Source organism: Alcaligenes sp. HNGD-HTN06 (genome assembly GCF_049932565.1).
GTDB lineage: Bacteria > Pseudomonadota > Gammaproteobacteria > Burkholderiales > Burkholderiaceae_B > Alcaligenes > Alcaligenes ammonioxydans.
The window spans coordinates 1,881,868-1,905,285 of sequence record NZ_CP187782.1; the positions used below are offsets into that span (position 1 = coordinate 1,881,868).

At 58.6% G+C, this 23,418-nt stretch carries 12 protein-coding genes; 6 read left to right on the forward strand and 6 right to left on the reverse strand.

What is annotated here, in order from left to right:
• Positions 1-56: 56 nt before the first annotated feature.
• Positions 57-434 carry a tyrosine-type recombinase/integrase gene (locus ACOZ42_RS08590; RefSeq protein ID WP_240688296.1) on the forward strand — a complete coding sequence of 126 codons (378 nt, stop codon included), beginning with the start codon at positions 57-59 and terminating at the stop codon, positions 432-434.
• Here ACOZ42_RS08590 and mcrC read toward each other — a convergent pair.
• The 6 genes from mcrC to ACOZ42_RS08620 form a co-directional block, all read right to left on the reverse strand.
• The gene (gene mcrC, locus ACOZ42_RS08595) at positions 397-1,563 is read right to left on the reverse strand and encodes a 5-methylcytosine-specific restriction endonuclease system specificity protein McrC (protein WP_086060014.1); all 1,167 of its coding nucleotides are present in this window, start codon (positions 1,561-1,563) and stop codon (positions 397-399) included. The genes ACOZ42_RS08590 and mcrC overlap by 38 nt on opposite strands.
• The gene (locus ACOZ42_RS08600; RefSeq protein ID WP_426345020.1) at positions 1,563-3,770 is read right to left on the reverse strand and encodes an McrB family protein; all 2,208 of its coding nucleotides are present in this window, start codon (positions 3,768-3,770) and stop codon (positions 1,563-1,565) included. The genes mcrC and ACOZ42_RS08600 overlap by 1 nt, the downstream gene beginning before the upstream one ends.
• On the reverse strand, positions 3,767-9,721 hold the full coding sequence (locus ACOZ42_RS08605; RefSeq protein WP_426345021.1) for a DEAD/DEAH box helicase: 5,955 nt from the start codon (positions 9,719-9,721) through the stop codon (positions 3,767-3,769). The genes ACOZ42_RS08600 and ACOZ42_RS08605 overlap by 4 nt, the downstream gene beginning before the upstream one ends.
• Positions 9,721-14,817 (reverse strand): Eco57I restriction-modification methylase domain-containing protein, encoded by a 5,097-nt coding sequence (locus tag ACOZ42_RS08610; RefSeq protein ID WP_426345022.1) that lies wholly within the window; start codon positions 14,815-14,817, stop codon positions 9,721-9,723. Before ACOZ42_RS08610 ends, ACOZ42_RS08605 begins: the two co-directional genes overlap by 1 nt.
• The gene (gene drmD, locus ACOZ42_RS08615) at positions 14,814-18,092 is read right to left on the reverse strand and encodes a DISARM system SNF2-like helicase DrmD (RefSeq protein ID WP_426345023.1); all 3,279 of its coding nucleotides are present in this window, start codon (positions 18,090-18,092) and stop codon (positions 14,814-14,816) included. The genes ACOZ42_RS08610 and drmD overlap by 4 nt, the downstream gene beginning before the upstream one ends.
• A 63-nt stretch (positions 18,093-18,155) precedes the next feature.
• Positions 18,156-19,061: a WYL domain-containing protein gene (locus ACOZ42_RS08620; protein ID WP_086060011.1), complete on the reverse strand. Its 906-nt coding sequence runs from the start codon at positions 19,059-19,061 to the stop codon at positions 18,156-18,158.
• A gap of 300 nt (positions 19,062-19,361) precedes the next feature.
• On the opposite strand from ACOZ42_RS08620, the gene ACOZ42_RS08625 reads away from it, so the two are divergent.
• From ACOZ42_RS08625 to ACOZ42_RS08645, 5 genes are all read left to right on the forward strand, one after another.
• Positions 19,362-19,748, forward strand: coding sequence for a hypothetical protein (locus tag ACOZ42_RS08625; protein ID WP_426345024.1), 387 nt, complete (start codon positions 19,362-19,364; stop codon positions 19,746-19,748).
• A 21-nt stretch (positions 19,749-19,769) separates the two neighbouring features.
• Positions 19,770-20,729 (forward strand): DUF932 domain-containing protein, encoded by a 960-nt coding sequence (locus tag ACOZ42_RS08630; protein ID WP_426345025.1) that lies wholly within the window; start codon positions 19,770-19,772, stop codon positions 20,727-20,729.
• A gap of 80 nt (positions 20,730-20,809) precedes the next feature.
• The gene (locus ACOZ42_RS08635) at positions 20,810-21,805 is read left to right on the forward strand and encodes a YqaJ viral recombinase family protein (protein WP_426345026.1); all 996 of its coding nucleotides are present in this window, start codon (positions 20,810-20,812) and stop codon (positions 21,803-21,805) included.
• A 93-nt stretch (positions 21,806-21,898) separates the two neighbouring features.
• Positions 21,899-22,399, forward strand: a complete 501-nt coding sequence (locus ACOZ42_RS08640) for a JAB domain-containing protein (protein WP_426345027.1) — start codon at positions 21,899-21,901, stop codon at positions 22,397-22,399.
• 87 nt (positions 22,400-22,486) lie between these two features.
• Positions 22,487-23,380 (forward strand): hydrolase or metal-binding protein, encoded by an 894-nt coding sequence (locus ACOZ42_RS08645; protein WP_426345028.1) that lies wholly within the window; start codon positions 22,487-22,489, stop codon positions 23,378-23,380.
• The last annotated feature ends 38 nt before the right edge of the window (positions 23,381-23,418 follow it).

Consider the following 23,418-nt stretch of genomic DNA (forward strand, 5'->3'; position numbering starts at 1 on the left):
ACGCCAAGAAGTGCATGTCCCCTGCCGCCCCGTCGGGTATAAAAGCAATAATATTAATGAGACGCATTTATAATTGGTCGGGTGATAAAGAACTGATTTTTACGAGCGACAATAATTCCCAAACAGCCATGAGTGAGAACACCATCAACAAGGCGCTTCGGACCATGGTCTATGACACCAAGTCTGAGGTGTGCGGCTATGGTTTTCGAACCGTGGCATGTAGCGCTCTGATCGAATCGGGCTTGTGGTCGAGAGACGCAGTTGAACGGCAAATGAGCCACCAGGAACGGAACTCCGTCCGGGCTGCGTATATTCATAAGGCCGAGCACTTGGAGGAAAGGCGGCTGATGATGCAGTGGTGGGCGGATTTTCTGGATGCGAACAGGGAAAAGGCGGTTAGCCCGTACGAGTTTTCTCGAAGGGAAAATCCATGATCTGCATCGCGCGGTCTGGCGCGCAGAGTCGCAGCAGCTGCGCTCGAATGACCGCAGGAGTTGCCGTCAAATCCACAGTGGCGAACCGAATGGCGTGCCCCTGGATCAGCACTGTCTCGTCCACCATCTGGCCGATCGCAGGATGCAACATTAATCCGCTCGCGCGATCTGCAAGCGCATCGCCGCACCCAACCTGGGAGCGCAGATAGGCATAGATCTGGTACACGTATCCGCTGCGCAGGGTTTCCTCACGGTACCAACCGCTCGTCACGATCGAGGTGAACTTGGTATCGATGACAATCCGCCGCCCGGTCGACGGGTTTTCGAGCACGATATCCGTTCGCATCGTCGGCAGAATCTTGTCGATTCCCGCCGTCTTCTGCTCGATCTGCCAGGACAGTGTCCCGCCGCAACGCACACGCCAGCCCTGCGGGCTCAATACGACTTCGTAGAAGCCGCCGACAGCTCGCTCGAATAAACGGCGCACCCAAGTTGCCTCGCGGTCTGGCAGAGAAAGCACATTCGCACCAGACGCCTCCGTAGGCAGCGCCAGATCGAACGCCAGCTTTGCGGCCGCAACCATGAAGCGGTCGTCCGCATCGTTACGGCCAAAACGATCGGTGCTCATTTGGGCACGGGTCGGAGCGTCGCCTGATACACCCATTGCCTTCATGCCACCCGCAAGTGCGCGGCACCGATGAGCAACGTCCTTCCTCTGAACGATTCTGGAGATGGATTCCAAAGCTGCTCGGACGAAACGATTGCGTGGGGTGTCGATGGTGAGTTCGTCAAACCGGCACGCCACCAGGCCTCTATCCATCAACTGATGGCGTTCGGTGGTCAAGACGTCGATCCGGCCACGCACGCGATTGATGACTGCGTCACGAGGTCGATATCCAAGACTCAAGCGGCGACGCTGCCGCACCTCAACCGCGTGGGCAAGGATCTCCGCAACTAGATCCGGTAGATCGTCCGGGCTGTCTTCCAAGCCGATCTTGCCGATGCCGCGAGTGCGGAACAGGTCAGAGGCGTAGAGCATCAGCAGCCAGAGGTTGCGCACCGGAATGCGTCCGATGAACCCCTCAGCGCTCATGGATGCACTTTCCACCTGTTCTGCGACGGCGGTCATCACCAGCCCTGCGTCAGCCGTGCAATCGCCTTTTGTGCTTCGTCGGGCGCATCGAACCAGTACTCATCCAGCAACGGGCCGACCTCCGTCTCCACGACCTGCTGGAACCACTTCTTCGTGTCTCCCGCCTCCAGTCGATGTGCAGGTGTCACATAGCTGTGACCAATTCGGAATTGCTTGCCAAGGCGCGCATCCGCCGCGATCTGGTCGTTCAGCTCGGTGATACGGCGCTCGATGTCCGCGACTAAGCCCGGATCGACAGCACACTCCTTGACCACCCACTCCCGCCAAACCTGGCCCAGTCTTGGCTCCAGCCCAACGAAAGCAAAGCGGCGACGCAATGCCAGATCGACCAGTGCAAGCGATCGGTCGGCGATATTCATGGTGCCGACCACATAGAGATTCTCGGGAATATGGACGGGACGTCGTTTGCCGTCCGCATCCGGATAACAGAGTTCCAGCGCTTCGTTGGGCGTCCGCTTGCCGGCCTCAAGCAGCGTCAGCAACTCGCCGAAGATCTGCGCTGGGTTTCCACGGTTGATCTCCTCGATCACCACGACAAACTTCGACGAAGGGTCCTTTGATGCGGCCTTAATGGCTTCCATGAAGACGCCGTCCGCCAGCGACAACTTGCCTTCGCCAGTGGGGCGCCATCCTCGAACAAAGTCCTCGTAGGACAGGTTGGGGTGGAACTGCACTGCGCGGACCTTGCTGTCGTCCTTCTGGCCCATGAGCGCGAACGCGAGCCGTTTGGCTAGCCAGGTCTTGCCCGTGCCCGGAGGCCCCTGAAGGATGAGGTTCTTTTTTGTGCGCAGACGATCGAGCAAGCGGTCAATCTCGGCCCGCTCCAGGAAACAGCCGTCCTTGAGGATGTCCTCCACCGAGTAGGGAACGATTGGCGCTGCCACCTGAAAGGCTTCGCGAACTTCACCTTCAGTTTCCTGTTCTGCTCCGGCATTGGTACCGATATCGCCAGCCGGCACAGGCTCGTCAACCGTGTCTTTGTACATCCAGGACGCAAGCGACAAGTCAGGGAAACTGTGGACCGGATAGCCGTCTTCGCCGAAGCGCGAACGCAAATCGTCCAGCAGCTTCAAATAGGCCTGACCATCACATGGGCCTTGCTGACCACTGATGGCGACATTCAGGCCGAGCCGCTTGTTGATGTAGTGGCGCGACTGGCTATCCAGGGTCAGGAATTCCCACGGATGCGCCCAGTAGAGACCTGTCGAAAGGTTCCATGCGACACCCCATACTTGGGTTGCCTCGTCATAAGCCCGGATGAAGGCATCGCGAGTGTCCAACTGGTCGCCATCGACCATCTTGCTCGCGGCAACGAATACCTTCCATAGCGCGTCGATGTCGCCCGCACCACGCTTGTCGGCATAGGCAAAAAACCAGGAACGTTGGTTGTTAAGAACGGGAATGCCTTCGAATGAAGGCGGGACCGGCACCGTCACACCCAGCAACTTGGCAAGTTCACCCGCGATGATCTTGCGGTTGGCATCGGTCATGGATCGGTTAAAGGTGCCCATCGTGGTGAATGGGCAAATGTCCCGCAGCGAACCACTGGTTCCATCGGGAAACTTATCCTGGAGATAGGTCAGCCCCGGCACCCGGGACGCGATCTCGTGGATGCCCTCGATGAGCGAAGTTCGATCGTCTGCGTGGGCCAGCAGCTTTTCGGCCACTGCCTCGTAGAAGTCCGTCCACTCGAAGCGCTGCTTTTCTGGCAACGTCGTGCCGTAACGCTCCCGCCAAAAGGGCTCGTTGCGAAAGCGATCCACATCCTGCGGCTGGCCGTCAAACGCAAATGCAATCAGCGCATCATTCATCCATTCGCCGGGAAGCACACGCCAGACGGTCCCTCGGTGAGTGTAGAAGTACCATTCTCGTACCGGCTCGACCTTGGCCCAGTCCACCTTCACCCTCTTCCCGTCGTTCAGATTTTCAGTGATGGTGCCGACCGCCTTGATGCCCATAACCGAAACCGCTCGACCTCGGCTATCGAAAGGCAGACCGTGTTTTCGCGTATAAGACGACTTGATGGCGATCCGCTCTCCCGGGCGCATGGAACGCACTACATCGAGGAGTTTGTCGTCATAGCCATTCTCCCAAATTCCATCTGCAAGAAATCGCGGCATCTGGTCATCAGTACCGCCGTAACTGGCCCCGACGAACCAGGTTGCACGGTGCTCCACACTCATCCCACCACCTTTACAAACTCAGCAATCACTCGAACAGACCCTTCATCTTTAGGCTCCAGGAACAGTGGCTGATAAACAGGATTCAAGGGTTTCAGCGTAATGCGGTCGTGCTGCCATTCTCCGTCAGCGTGGGCAACTTTTTCACTGCTGTACACCTTCAACGTGTACTCGCCCCCAGTGTCGGCATCGGTTACCCCTGCGTGCCAAACCAATAACTTTCGCCCCTGCCGGCTACCGGCGGGGACTGGCCGGAACAGGCAGTAGCTACCATCAGGTACCAGCGGCTCCATGGAACGCCCCACGACCTGAGCCAGGAACATCCCCGGCTCCAGCTTGTGGTTATCAATGCTCACCCACTCCTCAGCATAGTCAGCCAGTGCCACCAGGCTTTCCTGCTCATGACTCCAGGCGCCTGCGGCAGCCTGCAGCCCTATCAGAGGTACGCAATTAGCGTAGGGCTCAAAGGCAGAATCAGAGGGGCTGACCGTTCTGAAGGGCAGCACATTGCTTTTTACCGCATTAGGCTCAGTAGTTACCTTCCCGGCCTGATCAAACCATGCATCATCGTCAGCCAGCTCCTTGGCTCTGGCCCTGCCAAGCACGGCGCGAGCAATCCGGCGCATATGCTCACGCATCACCGTTTTGTCGTACAGCTCCTGGAACTGGATCTCGATGACTTCGTAGTCAGTGTTCAGCAGTTCCTGACGGATCTGTCGGTCCTTGGCAACTGTCTGCGCGTTGCCATGCAGATGCTCACTCATACCGTCCAGGTAAATGCAGACACCTTCGTACTGGTCGTTGGGTTCATGGAAATACACATCCGGACGAGTGGTGATACCGCCGGAAAGCAGTATCGGGCGTTCCGTTTCGAATGCCGGCATACCGGCGGCTTTGAGCAGCGCTACCAACTGCTGTTCAGGGGGATTGCCCGGTTGCTGGGTCAGGGTCTCATCCGGCAAAACCGGCGCCAGCTCGTGACTGAGACTCAAGCTATCGCCCCAGTCATTGAATGCTTCCAATGCCGTATGGCGGTTTAGCTTGTCGTGGTAGAAGGAGTTGCGGAAATGCTGCAAACAATCCACACAGGATGACTCGCAGGCAGATGGACACTCCTCGGCCAGTCGGCGGGCTGCTGCCACCACATCCGGCCAGTGGGCTAGCAACTGCTCCAGCAGGCCAGAACCACCCGGCATAGGGTCATACAGCAATGCATCGACCGTTTCGCTGCCAGGCTTGCCAATCACCTGCACCTGCAGGTCGGAGATCTCCATGTCCAGCACTTCTGCCGCCCCCTGTCGCAACGACTCCATGACGCTGTAGGCAGTTTCCTGGGAGAAACAGTCCTGCAGTACCAGCGCGTCAGCTACCACTTCGGCGTAGAACGCGATGTTCTGAATAGGCCGCCCGCATCGTTCAACATGGTGCTCGTTAAACTTGTCGAGCTCCTGCTGACTGCTCATAGCTGAGCGACTGGCACCACAGACCAGACACAAGGGATAGCCCAACAAGGCACCAGAGCGCACCTGGGAGGCAGCGCCGACGTTGACCAGACGCATGTGCATACCGTGTTTAAGTTGCAGCTGGGATTTACCCCACTCGTAAAGACTACCCCCGGAATGCCGCCCCTGATCCTGGGCAAATACTGCCGTCGCCATCTGGAAGCGGTAATCTTCATCATCGGAAATATAAGAGTGGTGCGGTGCATCCACATCGCAGATAGCGACACCCGGAATTTGCGCTATCGACATCGAGCTGGCTTCGCTGCCCGCCTTGGATGTCGGGCCTGTCTCCTGAACAGATTCACTGGCGACATCCACGGCAAAGGTCAGCGGTTCTTCCGGAATCAGATGAAAATGCCGCGGCACAAACTTGTGAGCGTTGGCATAGATCAAGTTGCCGGGCACGTACTCGCGCACGGCCAGCGCCGTGTTGCGACGGAGTTCCCAATCGCTGATGTCACTGCTGTGGCGGGGTGCCACATGGGTCAGGGTGACCGCGCCGGTATCTAGGCCGTAACCCGGCAGGAAGCCTTCAGCCGCCAGCACGCCGTAGGTGTTGGTATCGTCGATGCCTTCAGCCTGATTGCGGTTGCGGCGCGCCTCACCCTTGAGTTTTTTCACCAGACGCTCGCAACGGGCACGCAGCGCCTCTTCGTCAGCATCCAGCGCACCCTTGCCTGCGGCGACCTTACGCAGCCGCTCCAGCTGGGCGAGCGCCCACTGCAAGCGCTGGAACAGGCGATCGATCACCGCTTGCAACTGATCGGCAAAACCTCCGATGACAGATTCTAGCTGTTCACGGCTGACCACTTCGCTGTCGCTAGCCGGCCAGCCCTGCTGGAAAGCTTTCAATACGGCACTCAGCAAAGCCGGTTGATGCGCCGCGATTTGTTCTGCCAGTGGCGCAACCGATAAGGGCGCCTCACGCACCATGCCTTCGGCAGTAAACAGATAAGGCCGGATCTGGCCTGGCAAACAAGTACCCAGCGCCTGCTCCAGATTCCTTTCTTGCGTGTCTGGCAAGCTGTTGGAGCGCAGCATCTGCAGCAGGGTGGTCAGCACTGTCGCGTTGACATGCTTGGCCACCATAACCGGGTTGCGCAGGTTGAAGCTGGGGGGCTCCACCAACCCTTCGAGCATTTTCAATGGCTCGTTGAAGTAGGCACGGTCATGGCTGGTCGTTCGGGCGTAGGTCAGATCCAGCGCCATGCGGAACTGGCGCCCAGCCCGGCCGGCACGCTGCCAGTAGTTGGCCGGCAATGGCGGTACGTTGCGCATCAGCACCGCATCCAGCGCACCGATATTCACGCCCATTTCCAGCGTGGGTGTACACACCAGCGTATTGATGCGCTCACTTTCACCCTTGAAAGCATTCTCGATGCGCTCACGTTCAGGGCCGGGAATCTGTGCCGAATGCTCGCGGGCGCGCAGCATGGAAAATTCTTGATCCAGCAAGAGCAAGTCGTAGTTGTCCGGGTTTTCCTCCTCGAACACCAGCTTGCCGTTACAACGCCAGGCCATACAGGTCATCCCCGGGTTGACCCGGGCATGCAGCCGACGGCAGGTCTGGCAGCGGTACATGCCGGTGGAGGGCACCAACATCAGGTTGTCCACGTGCACCTGGGTGGAGCCGTGACAGCCCGGCAGGTTCTTGCCACGGGCACCCTTAAGCTGGACCTGGGTGAGCAGCTCAAGCTCATCGCTACACAGGCGCCATACGTCGTGCAAAAACGCCTGGATTTGGTCATGCGGCACGCCCCAAGCGCCAGCCGCCTGCTTGGCTGAGCTGTCGTAGTTGCTGAACCATTGCTTGATGCGGCCCTTGTCGTGCTGGCCATCCCGTTCGAATACCAGCGCCTCAGGCACACCGCGCATGATAGGCAGATAACCGCGCAACACCTCTTTCTCGCCATCCAGCCAGAACTTGGAAAACATACGGGTAATGGGATCGAACAGCATACGCCGGGAGCGGGCGGCATCCAGCAGCGAGGCAATGCCTTCACGCAGGTCCTGCGCCGTGCACCCCAGGCTTGCTGCCCACTTCTGAATCACCGGATGAGTCTCATCCAGCCCTCGGTAATGAATTTTCAGTCGGCCCAGAGGTTCCAAACCGGTGCTTTGTCGTGCACCCAATGTCAGCTCGCGTAGCACCTGGGCACGCAGGAACCATTTGCGTTCCTCGGCGTGCGCCAGACTGGTTTCCGACTTGCTCTCCACCCGCCAGACTTCAGGAATCAAGGCGCGCGACAACTCGTCGTCGGCATCCAGGTACTGATCCAGCCACAGCACCAGATCACTGACCGACACCGCACCGGCACTCAGTTTCTTGTAGATCAACTCCCGCAGACGATAGCGGCGCGAACGGTCCTGCATCCACCCGGCCTGAAAGGCCGCATCCTGTCGATTGTCTGCAAATACCAGCAGACGCTTGCGCTCGGCCCGGTGAATCATGCTTTGCGCTAGTACATGCACGTCGGCCACACCGGTGGCACGCACCGGACGCGCCGGCTCACGGTAACTGCCGGTCACCCGGCGGCCGTGGGCGCCACAGGACACACAGCGGGTCAGGCGACCAATGTGGTCTTCTTTTTGTTGCACAAAATGCAGCGCCTTCAGCACCTTGTTACGGCCGCAGCCGACGCACTCCGGCAACTGCCGGTCGTGGGTGGTGCCGCAGTAGCGGCAGACAAACAGCACTTCGGTGCGCGAAGGCTCCTCCTCCCCATCCGAACCCACCTGGTGGTCCAACGAAACCGCACGCACCCCACCCAGGGTAATGTCGGTTGCCCGCCAAGCGCGGTTCTTGCCTTCAGCGGAGCCGCCACCCGGTTCGCTGCTGGTGAAGTTGAAGTCTTCCAATCCGTGCTCGAAATAATGCTGGCCGCAGGTGGTGCAGCTGGATAGCGGGAAGGGCTTCAACTCTGTGTCACGGCCTGCATCGTCGCTGATGGCATCTTCGGCAGACAGCCACAACCTGGCAGGCTGACCTTGGCCTTCCTCGAAGGTCACCACCGCACCGCTAACCCCGCGCACGAAGCCGTGCACCACCGGGCGCAGCAAAGGCCGGTCGCCATTTCGTGCCGCCGCGCCCAGCGCCAGCCAGATCAAAATTTCCTCTTCGGTAATCGGGCGACCCAGGGCTGCGTTCAAATCTTCCAACAGACTGGCTACCGCTCGCGGCCTGCGCAGGGCCTCGGCAATTTGGTAGACCACCTCGTTGTGGCTGAGCCACTGGTTCAGCGCTTCACGCCAGTTATCGCCGGCCATGCGCATGCCACTGGTGGTTTGGAACCAGATGCGGAAGGCTTGCAGGTCAGCAGCATCAACCTCGGCCTTGTCCAGGGTGCCAAGCATTTCCAGCACGGTTTTCAGCTGCATGGCCTGATCGCCATTGAACGGCGCACTCACGCTGCGCGGCTCGCCCCAGATGTCCTCTTCGTAGGCCTCTCCAATCAGCTCGACACTTTGGCCATCAATGCCAAAAAAGCGGCTGGCAAACTCGCGGCCAGCCTCGATGCCGCGACGCGGATCGGCAATGGTGGCCGAGGTGGCGATGCAGGTGGTGCTGTTTTCATCCTTGCCGCAATAGGCGCGCAGTCGGCGGATCAGGCAGGCGGTTTCGGCACCACCGGCGCCGGTAAAGGTGTGCGCTTCGTCGAAGACCATGAACTCCAGACGGGCGTTATCGAACAGTTCCAGGTCCTGCTGCCGGGTCAGCAGCAGTTCCAGCTGTTTGACGTTGGTCAGCAGAATGCGCGGCTGCTGGCCGTTGGTGCGCATGGCTTCGCGGCTTACCCGCTCCTCCGCGGGATGCAGGGCGACGTCGATCTTCTGCTGCTGCATCTGCTGCAACTTGCTGCGGTAATCCACCACCGTGCTGCCAGGATCGAGCCGTACACCATTCACGTCCGCTTCGGTACGCGGGGTCTTGCCCACATACATGCCAAAGGTAACGCCTGTGCCCACCAGCAGCTCGCGCATGCGCTGCAACTGGTCTTCGGCCAGGGCGTTCATGGGGTAGACGATCACCGCTGTGACACCCGCCTCAACACCTTCATCACGCAACTGCAGGCAGCGGCTGATGATCGGCAGCAGGAAAGATTCTGTCTTGCCCGAACCGGTACCGGTCGCTACCAGGGTGGTACGACCATCCTTGATGGAACGGAAGGCTTTCTCCTGGTGCAGGTAGGCTCCAGGGTACGGGGACAGCTGGCGAATATGCGGATGCAGCACGCCTTCCTTGACCAGTTGCTCCAGGCTGGCACCCTTCATAAAGGTGCGCGACAGTGAAATAAACGGCCCCTTCATCAGCGGCGTATTGCGGGTGTGCTCCAGATTGAGCAGGTCGCGCATCTGCCGATACAGCCCCTCATCGGCAAAGGCATAGGTGCTGAGCTGGTAGCGCAGAAAATCGCTGACCACATCTTCGGTATAGGTAATGGGGTTCAGCATCAGAACAGTGCTCCCTGCGGTGATTCTGTTTTATAAGTCGCCTGCTCTTCGGCAACGCCGTCGGCGGGCTCGGGCTCGGGCAGCGGCACAATGCGGCGGATCAGCTCGGCATGGGCGGCGCATTCCTGCCAGGAGCGCTCCACATCCTCGTTGAGTTGCCAATCGTAGAAGCGCGGTCCAAGGCGCGAGGCCACCGGCTGGTATTCCTGCGCACGCTCATCATGGCCCAGACCATAATCGGCCAGGCGCAGCTGTTCGGGGATCATCCAGCCTTCCCCATCATTCTGAGCGAGGAAGGCGTCGAGGCCTTTTTGCTGCAGGTCGTGGAAGGCGATCAGCGAAAGGACGGTATGGCGCAATTCCGGGTCTTTATCCTTGTCGATACGCCAGAAGCCTTTGGGGTCAATGATTCCTGAGTACTTTGAGTCTCCGTGGCCACCAACAGGCACATCGCAGCCCCTGAGAAGGAAAGACATTTCCCGCACAGACAAGTTATAGAGATGGCCGTAGATGGCATCCAAAATTGCTCGTACACGCAAGCGTTCACTGTTAGAAGTAGCCCAACCTTTCCGCCATGATTTCCGTTTAATTGTCGCATCTAATTGGGGCTCTTCTGCAACCAAGGCGCAAAGTGCCATGGCTTGAGATGGTGAACAAAAAAGCAGACTAGTGATATGCGCGATTAATTTGTTATTGGCTCTAATACTGGATGGCGAGACCACGGATGTCTCATCCATGATGAACTCGCTGAGGTTTAAGCCTCCAACTCTATTGCGTAGGTGGTAGTCGTACGCCAAAGAGTTCAGATTTGTACTTACGGCAACAGATGTCAGATACGATCGCTTATGCGGCCTATAAAAGAACACGCTATCGCCAGCAGGATAAATATCCAGAAAACTGGAAATAGCTGTTCTTGAGTTTGTAGCAGACCCAATACGCATGTACGCGATTTTGGGATTCATATTGCATTTAGGTGATCCGGCAACATCGTCGAGCGCAGCCATATATTGCGGCTCAATTACCTTCTCCTCAAACGGAATATCCCGCCATACGGCCGAGCGCCCCTTACCACTCACCCACCCCTTCTCACTGAAATCGAACTGCCCAATCATCCGCCCTTCATAGAGCGGCAACGCCACATCCTCGATCTCGTCCACCTGCAGCGCTTGCCGCCCATCTCGCGACAACACCAGCCCCGGCTGACGATCCAGAATGTGCTGCGGGCCGTTGTAATCCTGCCAGGGACCTTTCAGCCAGTGGCCATACTCGTCGGGGCGGTAGCCCTTCTCCTCCCATTTGGGCCGCGGCGGGAACAGCTTGGAGTCGTTGGTCATGTGAAATTCGGTGGCGTACTTGATGCCCCAGCCGTTTTCACTCTGGTCGCCCAGCAGCACGCCGTTGGCGTAGATCTTTTGCAGCACGCGCAAATCCTGCTCGCTGCGGATCTCAAGAATGGCCTTGGAATACGGTGAAAACTCCTCCACCCGCGCCCGCGGATAGGCCAGCACATGGCGCTCGGCCTGCTCCCAGTCGTCCACGTTGCGGTGCATAAAGGCGGCGCGGATGGCCTGGGTTTGCCCGCCCTTTTGCACAATCAGCGGGCAGAATTTAAAGGATCGGTGAATATCGAAAATGCCTTCGCGGTTTTCAAAGCCAAACAGCCATTGCCAGTCGCACTGGGCCAGGAACAGCTCACGCAGGTCGGTGGTGCCCTTGTCGGTATAGATACCGCTGGGCACGATCATACCCAGCCGCCCCTGGGTGCGTAGCAGGGCGTGACTCAGCTCCAGGAACATCTTGTAGGTGTTCAGGTCTGCCGAGCCTTGGTGGATGAACGGGTGTGCGGTATCAGCGAAGCCCTTGTTTTTCCTACGCTGCTGCTGCCACTTCTTGTGCAGGGCCAGCGAGGCGTCAAAGCTATTCTTGCCTCGTCCCCCCAGGTTGAGGTCGTGCCACTGCTTTCCATCCTTCTGGTTGAGCCTGTCGCCAAACGGTTGACCAACGTATTTAGCCCAGTTCGACAGGCCCTTGAGGTTGGCGTTGTAGGCAATCCAGTCGTGTTCCAGTTGCGGCCAGGCGCCGAAGTAGTCCAACTGTTTGCCCAGGGCATCCTGCTTGCCATAGGCGCGGTACAGCGGGTCGTGATTGGAGAAGAACTCCTTGGAGTTGGGCTTCTGGATTTCCCACGGCGGGTTGCCCAGCAGCGCATCAAAACCGTCCTGAGTGGCGGTGAATACATCCGGGAATTCCAGCTCCCAGTGGAAGAAACGCTGGCGGCGCGCCACCTCGGCGGCAATGGCCAGTGCCTGTTCACCAGGGTTGGCAAAGTCTCGCGGCAAGGGGGCCAGCTCGATCTGCTCACCCGTCCAGAACCACAGCGCGCACCACAGGTCCATGCGCGCTTTCAGCGCGTGGTAGTGCGGGTTGTTCAGCACCTCCTGCTGGTATATCTCGGCGCGCTTTTCGCTTTCATGCACCGGCAGGCGGTGCAGCTTGCGGAATACCTTGAGCAGCTCGTCGTGCACGTTGGCCGCGTCCAGCCCGCCTTCCAGTGTCAGCTGGCCGCTGAGCAGCGCCTGTAATTGTTCAGGCACGGCTTTGGCTCGCGCCTTGATCGCATCGGTAAAGACGTCGCCCTTGCGCTTTCCTTTAGCGTCCTCGTACCAGTGGTTGATCAGGTTGTCCGGCTTGTTCTTCTGGTAATCCTTGTCACCGCCCTCGCGCTGCCAGGCCATGGCCGGGTAATCGCGGTAGGTATCGAACCAGGTACCAACCAGGGCGTTACCGACCTTGAGCTTGTGGTCGAGGAAACCAAAGGGCAGGTCGCGATCCATGGTTTCGACCCACAGCGCCATACGCCCCAGTTCCACCGCCAGCGGATCAAGGTCCACACCGTACAGGCATCGCTCCACAATGTGACGCTTGAGCTGGGCGCGCAGGGCCTCTTCAAAACCATCATCCTTGGGGTTGAGCTTGGTCATCTCGTCGCTGAGCAGTTCAGCCAGCTTGCCGTCGGCCATGCGCGGCACACCGCCGTCTTCGCTGCGCTCGATCAGTTTGTGATGGAACAGCGACTGGGTGAGCGCTTCGGTGAGGTAGCGCAGGGCACCAGCGAGGAAGGAGCCAGAGCCCATGGCCGGATCGCACACCTTTAGGGCCAATATCTGTTCCGGGGTTTTCGGTGCCCACTCCACCACGTTGTCCAGGCCGGTGCGCGGGTCGGTCTCGGTTTGCACGGCGTCGTAGGCCAGCGGCTGCAGGGTACGGCGCACGGTGGGTGCGGCCAGTTGCGGACGGGTATAGAAGGTGCCCGCGCCCTTGCGGGTGCCACCCCAGCGCACCAGAAAAAACTGGCCGGGCGCCACAATGCGGGCGCAGAGCTGCTTGGCGGCCCTTTCCAGCGCCTGCTGGGCTTCGTCGGCAGCGGTATTGGCTTTGCGGCCACGGGGCTTTTTCACCAGCCCGGCAATCTGCGCGGCATGCTGTAGCCAGGTGTTGGCGCGCAGCAGATGATCTTCGCTGAGGGTCAGCTCTTCGCTGTCGTCACTGGTGTTGGTGTCTTCCTCTGAGTCGTCTTCGACGGCGTCTGCCTCTTCATCGCTGCTGTCATCGAGGTCAGCGGATTCTTCGGCGCCCTCATCCGCCTCCTCCTCACTGTCGTCACCGGTGGAGTCTTTTTTCTTCAGCGCCTCAAACAGCTGCTTGATCGCCTTGTCATCCATGGCTTCCAGCTGTGACAGGGTCAGCGCCGGCTGGTTGCCGACCGCCAGGAAGATGACCGGGTCGTTATCAGCGGCTTGCTTCAATTCAAAATCAAGCAGGCCCTCATAGAGAATGCCGATGTATTCCGAGGACAGGGTGGAGAAATCCACCGGCGCATCCACCCAGCGGCTGCTGCGGCCCTGACGCACTTTCATCTTGGTGCGGGTCAGCAGGCGCAGCAGTTTGTGCACCTGCAGGTCGCTGACCAGGTTCTGACTGCTTTCCAGCAGCGCCAGCGCGCAGGAAATGCCGTCGTCACTGGCAGGGTTGCCCGGCTCAAACAGCGCGCCGCCGTATTGCGGGACGCTAAGGCGTTCATGGGCCGAGCCTTCGTGGATCAGATTGAACAAGCCAATCAGGCGCGGCCAAGCACTACGGCCCTGACTCAAGCGCTCGTTGCCGCGGCCACCGGCACGCCGATCCAACTGATGACGCAGCCCTTCCAGGCTGTAGGCCTGCTGATAGATGGGGTTGTCGACCGGCATCAGCCCACGGGCTTCGGCGAACAGGGTAATAATGCAGCGCATGATGATGCGCGAGCCGGCGACGTACAGATCCTTGTAGTCGTGGGCCTGCCCCTGCTGCTGAGCCTGCTCGATAGCGACGTGGGAGGCGGTAATCAGCTCCTCGACGCCCTGACGAACACGCTCGCCCAGCACATTGGACAGTTCCGCCTGGCCCTTGCGTGAGGCGCTGATGGCCTGCAACAAGCGGTTCTGACCTTGCTCTGCCAGCAGGGTGCTGCGGTTGAGCAGCGTGCGCCAGATCAGCGTTTGCGCTGCCGGCTGCCCCTCACTGAACCACAGTTCGATATCCCATTCACACCAGGCCTCGTAATCGGTGCCGGCGTGTACCAATCGCCACTGCCGGCCATTGGTAACCAGCGCCAATGCCTGCCCGGTACGACGCAGCCATTCCACCACCCGGCCAAGCAACTGCTTTGAGCGCCCGACACCCAGGCGGCTGGCAAATTGCCGCGAACCGCTATCGTCGGGGGTGAACAGAGCCAGGGTTTCGCCGTTAGGCCCCAGCCACAGGCGTCGGGGTTTGATCTGAACACCAGTGAAGCTGCGTACCACCCAGCGGCTGTCGACAGCCTGGGCTTTTTGCCACTCTTCGGCAGGCAGACCAGAAAGATCCTGCAGGATGTAATCCAGCAGGTTGCCCAGACTCTCGCTGCTGCCATCAAAGGCCGTGAGGGCGCGACGGAGCTTTTCAGCCTGGTAATCGGACATGGCCGCGGCCGGATCTGGAAAGAACTCATCCAGTTTGGCCGGAGATATCAACAGGCCGCCATGCCGCAGCTGTGCCCATCCTTCTGCATGCAGACTCATGCACCCACCTCCGGAAAGCGAATTTCAATGGTGACCGGGAATACCTGGGCTTCGCCACGCAGGGCAAAGCGGCGTGGCAGCACCTGTTCAAGAATGCGGGTTTTCTCTTGACTCAGGCGCTCCTGCAGGTCGCCAAACTGGTTCTGCCGACGTTTGAGTTCATCCTCCAGATCGCGCAGGCGCTTTTCAGCCAGGGCGTCGGCATCGTCCAGCAGGCTGTATTGAATGTGAGTGGCACGTTGGGCTTCAATTTCGCGCTTGAGCTTGTCGATACTCTGCACTTTCTGCAGGGCTGCGACTTCACGGATGCGTTGCTCAAAGGCCTCTTTTTCATGGCTCTTGGCCTGGTCATAGGCAGATTTCAGCTGGGTGCGCAGGGTCTGAGTCAACTCGCGGCGATAGCAGGCCAGCAAGGTTCTGATGTCGTCTTCGATGTCATCCCAAAGATCACGGGCAGCGGCCATATCACCTGCGCTTTGTCTGCCAAGTTGGCCACAGTGAGGCCCGTTGTAGGGTAACGGCTGACCCAGTGCGCTGTTTTGCACTGGAAGTGCCAGAGTTCGCGTCCAGTGGTGAAAAGTTTCACGCAGATCGTTGACGGCCATTTCCTCAACCGTGAACAGCACCAGCGCCTGGGCGCCGGCGGGGACCTCTCCCCGACTCACCAACCAGCGGCTGGGCGGCTGGAAGTCAGTCTGGCCACCGGGGAAGCGCAGACGCGCAAAGGCATTGAGTGACTGACGCAGCAACGGATGCCCCAGATGCAGCAATACCGTGTCGGGAGAGGGGCGAAATACCGGCCGGCCATTGACGTTGTGAATGAAAAAACGGTTATCGAACACCAGCCAAGGCATGGCGCCGCTGACACCCTTTTGTGAGGGCAGCCGCAGACTGTCATCGACCACGGCCTGCCAGCGGCTGGGTAGCGGCGTGCGAAGCCGCATCCGACCCAACGCATCCGGCCCCTCCAGTACCTCGCGGGTCGCACCCAGTCCCATGGCGATAGCCAGGGTTGCCTTGAGGGTGTCGGGGCTTAAATCCAGATCGTCCATCAGTTGTTGCAGACGCTGCTTTTCCTCTTCGCCACGCTCTTCGGTGTGCACCTGGGCATCTTCCGTGGCGCTGCGTCGGTTATTGATCTGCAGGTCCAGATCACCCAGCACATCCTGGTCTTCATTCATCTCCATCATGCGGCGCTGGAAGGCGGCATCAAAGAGTTCACCGACCGATCCCAGATCCTCGCGGATATCGTTGACCTTGCCCAGTACGCGGGCAACAAACTGCAGGTCGCTGTCGTCTTCGCTGGTGAAGTGGAAAATGGTGACGTCGCGTGACTGGCCGTGACGGTCGATACGACCATTACGCTGTTCAAGACGCGACGGGTTCCAGGGTATCTCGTAGTGCATCAGCAGGCGGGCAGTGTGCTGCAGGTTGAGACCTTCGGAGGCTGCATCGGTGGCCACCAGAATACGCACCGGGGAATCCGGGTCGTTAAAGGCGCGCTTGACGGCCTCGCGCTCATCCTCATGCATGCCACCGTAGAGCTGACAAATGCTGCCGGGCTCGGTGCTGTATTCGTCATTCAGGCGATTGACCAGGTAATCGAGGGTGGTTTTGTACTCGGTGAAGATGATCAGGCGCTCATCACCTTTCCACTGCTCGGCATTACGCAACTCCTTGCCAATCAGTTCACGCAAACGCTCAAAGCGTGCATCCGATTTCGGCTTGGCTTCGATAACAGGCTGCTTATCCAACCCCAGTGACGTGAGAGCTGCATCGATCGCCTCAATTTCTGGCTGCAGTAGCTCGACATAGGGATGCATCCAGGCGCCGACCACCTGAGCGGCATGTCGGCTGCGGCTCTCGCGCTCCTGGTCATCGTCGATGTCTTCCTCACTGGCGCGGCGGGCTGCTGCGACTTCGGCGGCCTGCAGTGCCTCCTTCGTGGCCAAGCCCTCCTTGAAGCGCAGCCAGCTGTCGGCAAAGGCTACCGGGCACGACAGCAACCGTTTGCGCAGAATCTCAATGGCAAAATTGAGCACCATGCGCGCTTCCGGCGCTGTACGGATGATGCCTTTCAGTTGCGTACAGAACTTACGCACGGCAACCGCCAGCTCCTGCTCCGGCCTAAACATATACAGCGGCAGCGGTTCAAGGTAACGCTTGGCAAATCGCGGCGCGCGGCCTGCCTGACGGTCCTGATCGTTGATCTCACTTTTTAGTCGGCGGATCAGCACATCGCCGATCATCTTGCGTTCTTTGTCGGTGAAGTCCGGGGTTTGGGTGAATCGTACCGGGTCCAGTTGTTCCAACAGCCCGGAGAAGCACCGGGTATGCCCGTTATGCGGGGTCGCTGTGAGGAACAGTCGGTGCTCGAAATACGGCGTCAGCAGCCGCAGCATCTTGGCCAGGTCGCTGTCTTCACCAAAGTTGGACGGCATCAGGTTGTGCGCTTCATCGACAATCAGCAAATCCCAGGGCAGCTGTGCCCCGCCCCGCTGCTTGATCGATTCACAGTTGGCAATGAATTGTTCCAGCACATCCGGCTGACGCAGATAGTGGTAGGACGTGATGATCCGCGGCAGTGCCCGCCAGGGGTTGGCGTCCAGCCCCATTTCCTTTTGCAGCTTGTGGGTGGCAGCCTTGTCGACAATGTCGAAGCCGAGAGAGAACTTCTCTTCCATCTCCTGCTGCCACTGGGTGCGCAGCGATGCCGGGGTAATGATCAGCACGCGCCGAATGCGACGCTTGCGAATCAGCTCGGCAAGGATCAACCCGGCTTCAATGGTTTTACCCAAACCCACGTCATCAGCCAGTAACAGCGACACACGCGGCATACGCATGGCTCGAGCCAGCGGCACTAACTGGAAATCATCAACACTCACGGCACCGTAAACAGGAGCAGTCGGTACCGGGTCGGAGCGCTCAGCCGGATTGCTGGCTGACAAGAAGGGAGTGAGCGCACTCCAGCGAGCGGCGCGCTGCAGGGCCAGAAACTCGTCCTGCTGCATGGGGGCTTCGCGATCTAGTCTGGGCAGTGCGTTGGGTTCCAGCACCACCGGGGAACGTTCACGCTCCCACAACAGCGACTCTTCGGCATCACCATCGGCATCACTGAACTCGATAGTGACCAAATGCAGAAGGGCTGAGCTTTTGCTGTCACTGAAAGGTTCGACGGCGGAGATAACGCCACGGCGGTTGCGAACGGTGGCGAGCATGCCGACACGGGGAAGACTGTCCTTATCCAAACCCGGATTATTTTTTTCTTCTTTCATGGTCATTCCTGTGCCAGACAAGGTACACCAGTAGCATCGGCGCGTTTTGGGTCGTAGGCCACGTTATTGCTCTCCCTTGTTTTGGTCGGGCGAGCGGTACCCGGGCGCCAACACAGCGTTCTTGACGCCGTACAGCGCCAGGTGATCTTTAAGCCAGAGCCTGAACTCATAACCGCGCAGACTGTGGTCCGGAGAGCAGTCCACACTCCACTGCCGCAATATGTATCCAGCGGTGGCAGCACGCAGCTTCATTCGCAGTGACCCGCGAACCATGCCGTAATCCATCTCCGTAATTTCAGGGCGAGGCCGGTCCGGGTGCGGCACGATCTCCAGCTCAACAATCCGGGTCCATTGGATGTCCTGATCACTGCGCTCATGGGGCTGCACATCTGCACCCTTCATAAGGACCGGGCGCTTGATCCGAGTGATGACGAAATCCCGGAACTCCTGCGACTTCCGGTCGAAGGCACGGACGTGCCACCGCAACCCGTTGTCGATCAGCGCGAACGGAACGATTTCCCGCTCGGTCAGGCCACTGGAGATGGAGTGGTATTCGATGCCAAGCGGACACTCCTGGTGAATCGCTCGGGTCAAGCTTGCCAAGACATCCAGGTCTGGTTGAGTGAGCCGTGACTGGCTTTCGCTCGCCACCCACGCCTTGAGTCTCGTCGGCTCGCCATCGCCGAATCCCTGAGTCAGCCACGACAACACCCGTTCGGGCGGAGAGTCAAATATCGGTCGGAATTCCGGACCCAAGACATAAGACTTCCCCCTGGGGTCGTAATTAAGGTTGCCGGGCGCCAAGTCGCGGTACAGCGCTAGATCTCGGGAGGCAGCAGCAGACTGGATCCCAAAACGCAGAACCACGTCCTGACGACGTATTTCCCCCATAAAGCGTACGCGCAACTCCACAAACGCGAGCCGGTCACGTTGTGGCTGGGTGAGCTCTGCAAGCTTTTCTAAAGACATTGTGACTAAATGGGTCCAGGTATTACTACGTAAATATCGACGTCAGTATATTGACCATATCAGCAGACGTCCATCGTATTTTTTTGATACGCACCTGAACCCTATTTTTATAACCACCGCTTTTAGTCACAAGGCTGTGGCGTTGCCAGGCCTGGGTAAAGCTAGACTCAGCAAGCGCATTACAGCTCGAAAAACGCCCTGGTTCGGATCGCAGATTTTTTCACTCACATATCACCTTGATGAACGCAGGCAGCAACTGCTGCCTGCTTATGCCGTCTTCCTCTTCATCAAGGAGTTTCAATGTCTAAAACCTTCGCTACCCCGCCCCCGGGTGAGCAGCAGGCTCCGCATCCCTCTCGAGGCATCATCTTCTGCCCGCGCTGCGGCTCTCCCAAAACCCAGACCAAGAATCGGGCCAAGAAGCTCGGTGGCGCCTTCGGTACGTGCTTCGGTATCGCCAATTCGTTCTCTGGCGCTGCCAAGGGCGCCGCTGCCGCTGCTGCCATCGGCCTGAGAGCAACTGCCCAAACTTCCTCTCTGAACAGCATCACCGCCTCCGTGCTTGGTGCCCTGGCCGGTGGAGCGATAGGTTGTGCCAGCGGTGCTGCCTTAGGCCAAGTTATCGATGACACGGTATTGAACAACTACCTGTGTCTGCACTGCGGCCATTCCTTCCCGACCCCATAACCCTTCTTCTGGAGAACCATCATGGCTCACCTCATTGAACAAATGGCCTATGTCGGCCAAACGCCCTGGCACGGTTTGGGTAATCAACTCTCTGCCAACCAACCCCTTGAAGTCTGGCAAAAACAAGCCGGAATGGATTGGGACATCAAAGAAGCGCCCGTTCAGTTCATGGATACCGTCGATGACCACCAGAGTCGCCTCGTCACCTTTCCTCAAAGCAAGGTCCTGTACCGTTCCGACACGCAAGCTCCTCTGTCTGTTGTCAGTCAGCGCTATCAGGTCGTGCAGCCCCGCGAGATTCTGGAGTTCTACCGAGATCTCACGGAAGTCTCCGGCTTTCAACTGGAAACAGCCGGTGTCCTGAAGGGCGGCAAGAAGGTCTGGGCGTTGGCACGTACAGGCCACTCGGCCACGATTCAGGCGAACGATGTCACCAACGCGTATGTGCTGCTGGCTACGGCTTGCGATGGCACCTTGGCGACCACAGCTCAGTTCACCGCCGTGCGGGTCGTCTGCAACAACACGCTGGCTGTCGCCATCGATGACAGCCGTGGCGCCGTAAAGGTGCCTCACAGCACCACCTTCGATGCAGAGGCCGTCAAGCGTCAATTAGGCATCTCGGTATCCAGTTGGGACACGTTCATGTATCGCATGAAGATGCTCAGTGAACGCCCGGTCAAGAACTCCGAAGCGGAAGCGTTCTTCCGGCAACTGTTTACCGATCCACGCCAAGATGCCGCTGCACAGCCTAATGAACGGGCCATGTCCAAAGCCATGGAGATCTATAACGGTCGGGGTCGGGGTGCAGAGCTAGGCTCTTCCAAAGGAACAGCGCTCGGTCTGCTCAATTCCGTGACGGAGTTCGTTGACCATGAGCGACGCGCGCGCAATACCGACTACCGACTGGATTCTGCCTGGTTCGGCCAAGGCGCAGCCCTGAAGCAAAAAGCGCTGGATCGCACTCTTGCGATGCTGGCATGAAACATACCCTTTTCACGATCACGGCATAAGGCCCGGCAGCTGGAGAGCGCCGGGCCTTATGCTTTTTATGGAGTTCACTCATGAATACCGCTGTTCAAATTCAGCCGCAGCTTCGCCCTGCTCTGCGTCTGATCAAAACCAATACGCTCTCCCGCGATGAATGGCTGGAAGTGCGCAAACATGGCATCGGCAGTTCGGACGCTGCTGCCGCCGTCGGTCTGAACCCCTACAAGAGCCAGCTACAGCTGTGGATGGAGAAAACAGGTCGGGATGCTGATCTACCCCAACCCGATCCCGACGATACGACGTCTCCCGTCTATTGGGGTACGTTGCTGGAACCCATCGTCGCCGCGTCCTACACCAAGCAGACCGGTCGCCGAGTACGTAAGGTTAATGCGGTGCTACAGCATCCCGAGCGGCCTTGGATGCTTGCCAATATTGACCGTGAAGTGATCGGTGCGGGCGATGTGCAGATTCTGGAGTGCAAGACAGCCGGGGAATTCGGCGCACGTCTCTGGAAGGATGGCGTTCCCGAGTACGTTCAAATGCAAGTGCAGCATCAGTTAGCCGTGACGGGCAAACACGCAGCAGATGTCGCCGTATTGATTTGCGGACAACAGCTACAAGTCCACCGGATTCAGCGTGATGATGATCTGATCGCCAAGCTCATGATGCTTCAAGAGCGGTTTTGGCATTACGTAACCAGCGACACGCCGCCCCCTGTCGATGGTTCAGATTCAGCGGCCACTGCGTTGCAATGCCTCTATCCTCGCGATAACGGGGACCGTCTGGATTTCAGCCAGGACAGTCAAATGTCTGCACTCTTCACTGATCTCCAGGATGCGCGTTTCCAGTTGGATAAATACAAGAAGCTGGAGGAACAGTACAAACAGAAGATCCTGCAGGCCATGGGTAATGCCAGTCACGCCACGTTTGAAACTGGCTCAGTCAGCTGGAAGCGTAGCAAGGACAGCACTGCCTTGGACACCAAGCGCCTTCTGGCCGATTCGCCGGAACTCTTGGCGCAATACAGCCTCACCCGCGCTGGAAGCCGTCGTTTCTTGATCCAGGCATGACGCATTGGCGCAGAAACAAACTACCTACACCCCATCCCATTATCTTCATCTGGCCGTCCTTCGGGGCGGCCTTTTTGTTATGAAGGACACAGCATGCGGTATCACAAACTGAAAGCAAGCTCAGAGCCGGGCAGCTACCTCATGGAGTCTGCACTTGTCACGGAAGACGACATCCTGACGATGGCCAAACAGCTCTCTCGCAAACGGTTAAGCAAAGGCCGGTCGTTGACGGCACCACACGTCGTCAAAGACCACGTTCGCGAGCTCATGCACGACTATCAGCATGAAGTCTTCGCGGTACTTCTGCTCGATTCCAGGTTCAGGATCATCGGGTTTCATGAGTTGTTCCGGGGCACCATCAGTACGGCCAGCGTTTACCCGCGGGAAGTCGTCAAACTGGCTTTGGAGCACAACGCAGCCGCGCTCATCATGGCTCATAGCCATCCGTCAGGCGATCCCACCCCAAGCATTGCTGACGTCGACCTCACCAAGACGCTGAGAGACGCCTTGGCACTGGTCGATGTAAAGGTGCTCGATCACATCGTTGTAGCGACTGAAGGGTGCGTGTCACTGGCTGAGCATGGTGCCATATAAACGCCCATCATCTTTTTCGCATCCGCGTTATCCGTTTACACATGCCCGTTGGTTGACCAGCGGGCGTTCGTTTTTTTGGAGATCACCATGATCAAAGGACTATCCATCACGCCGCCCGTACTGGGGCGCATCTCCATCGGTCGCGTCGTTGAACGTAACGGCAAGCGTTTACCTGAAAAGGACGACCAATTCACCATCACCAGCCAGGTACAAACCAAAGACGGTTGGGTTCTTCACCCCTTCGATGAAACCTTGCGTAAGAACAGCCCCAACGGAAAGCTGCGCTCGATTCCCGTGACCCTGCTTTTCAATGACCCTGATCTGAACCTGCGTGCAGAGTATTCACTCTTCGACCGTAACAACGGACGTCCGATGTGTGTCGGGAACGGCGAAACATGCCGACGAGTTACCACGACTGGCATCCACACCCTGCCATGCCCAGGCACCGATGGCTGCGAAATGGCCAAAGGCGGTGCCTGCAAGCCTTACGGACGACTCAACGTGAAGTTAGGTGACGACGATGAACTGGGCACCTTCATCTTTCGCACCACCGGCTACAACAGCATCCGTACCTTGGCGGCACGTCTGCATTACTTCAAGGCCATTTCCGGCGACCTGCTGGCCTGCATGCCCCTGGAGCTACGTCTGCGTGGGAAAAGCACTGCCCAATCACGTGGTACGCCGATCTACTACGTCGATCTGACCGTACGAGAAGGAATGACGCTGGACGAAGCGCTCACCCACGCGCAACAGACCTATGCGCAACGCCAAGCCCTTGCTTACGACCAGAAGGCCTTGGATGCCGTCGCTCGGGCTGGATTTGGCAATGGCGCGTTCGAGGATGATCCAGATGAGGCGCTGGATGTGATGGAGGAGTTCTATTCAGGCCGGCCGGTAGAAGACTCCAAGCCCATACAAAAACCGTCGTTGAACGCAAAGCTGGAAAGGATTGCTGCGGAAGCGGAAGTGGCATCAGCCTGATGACGCGGTATCGCACCGAACGCCAATTCACCCAACGA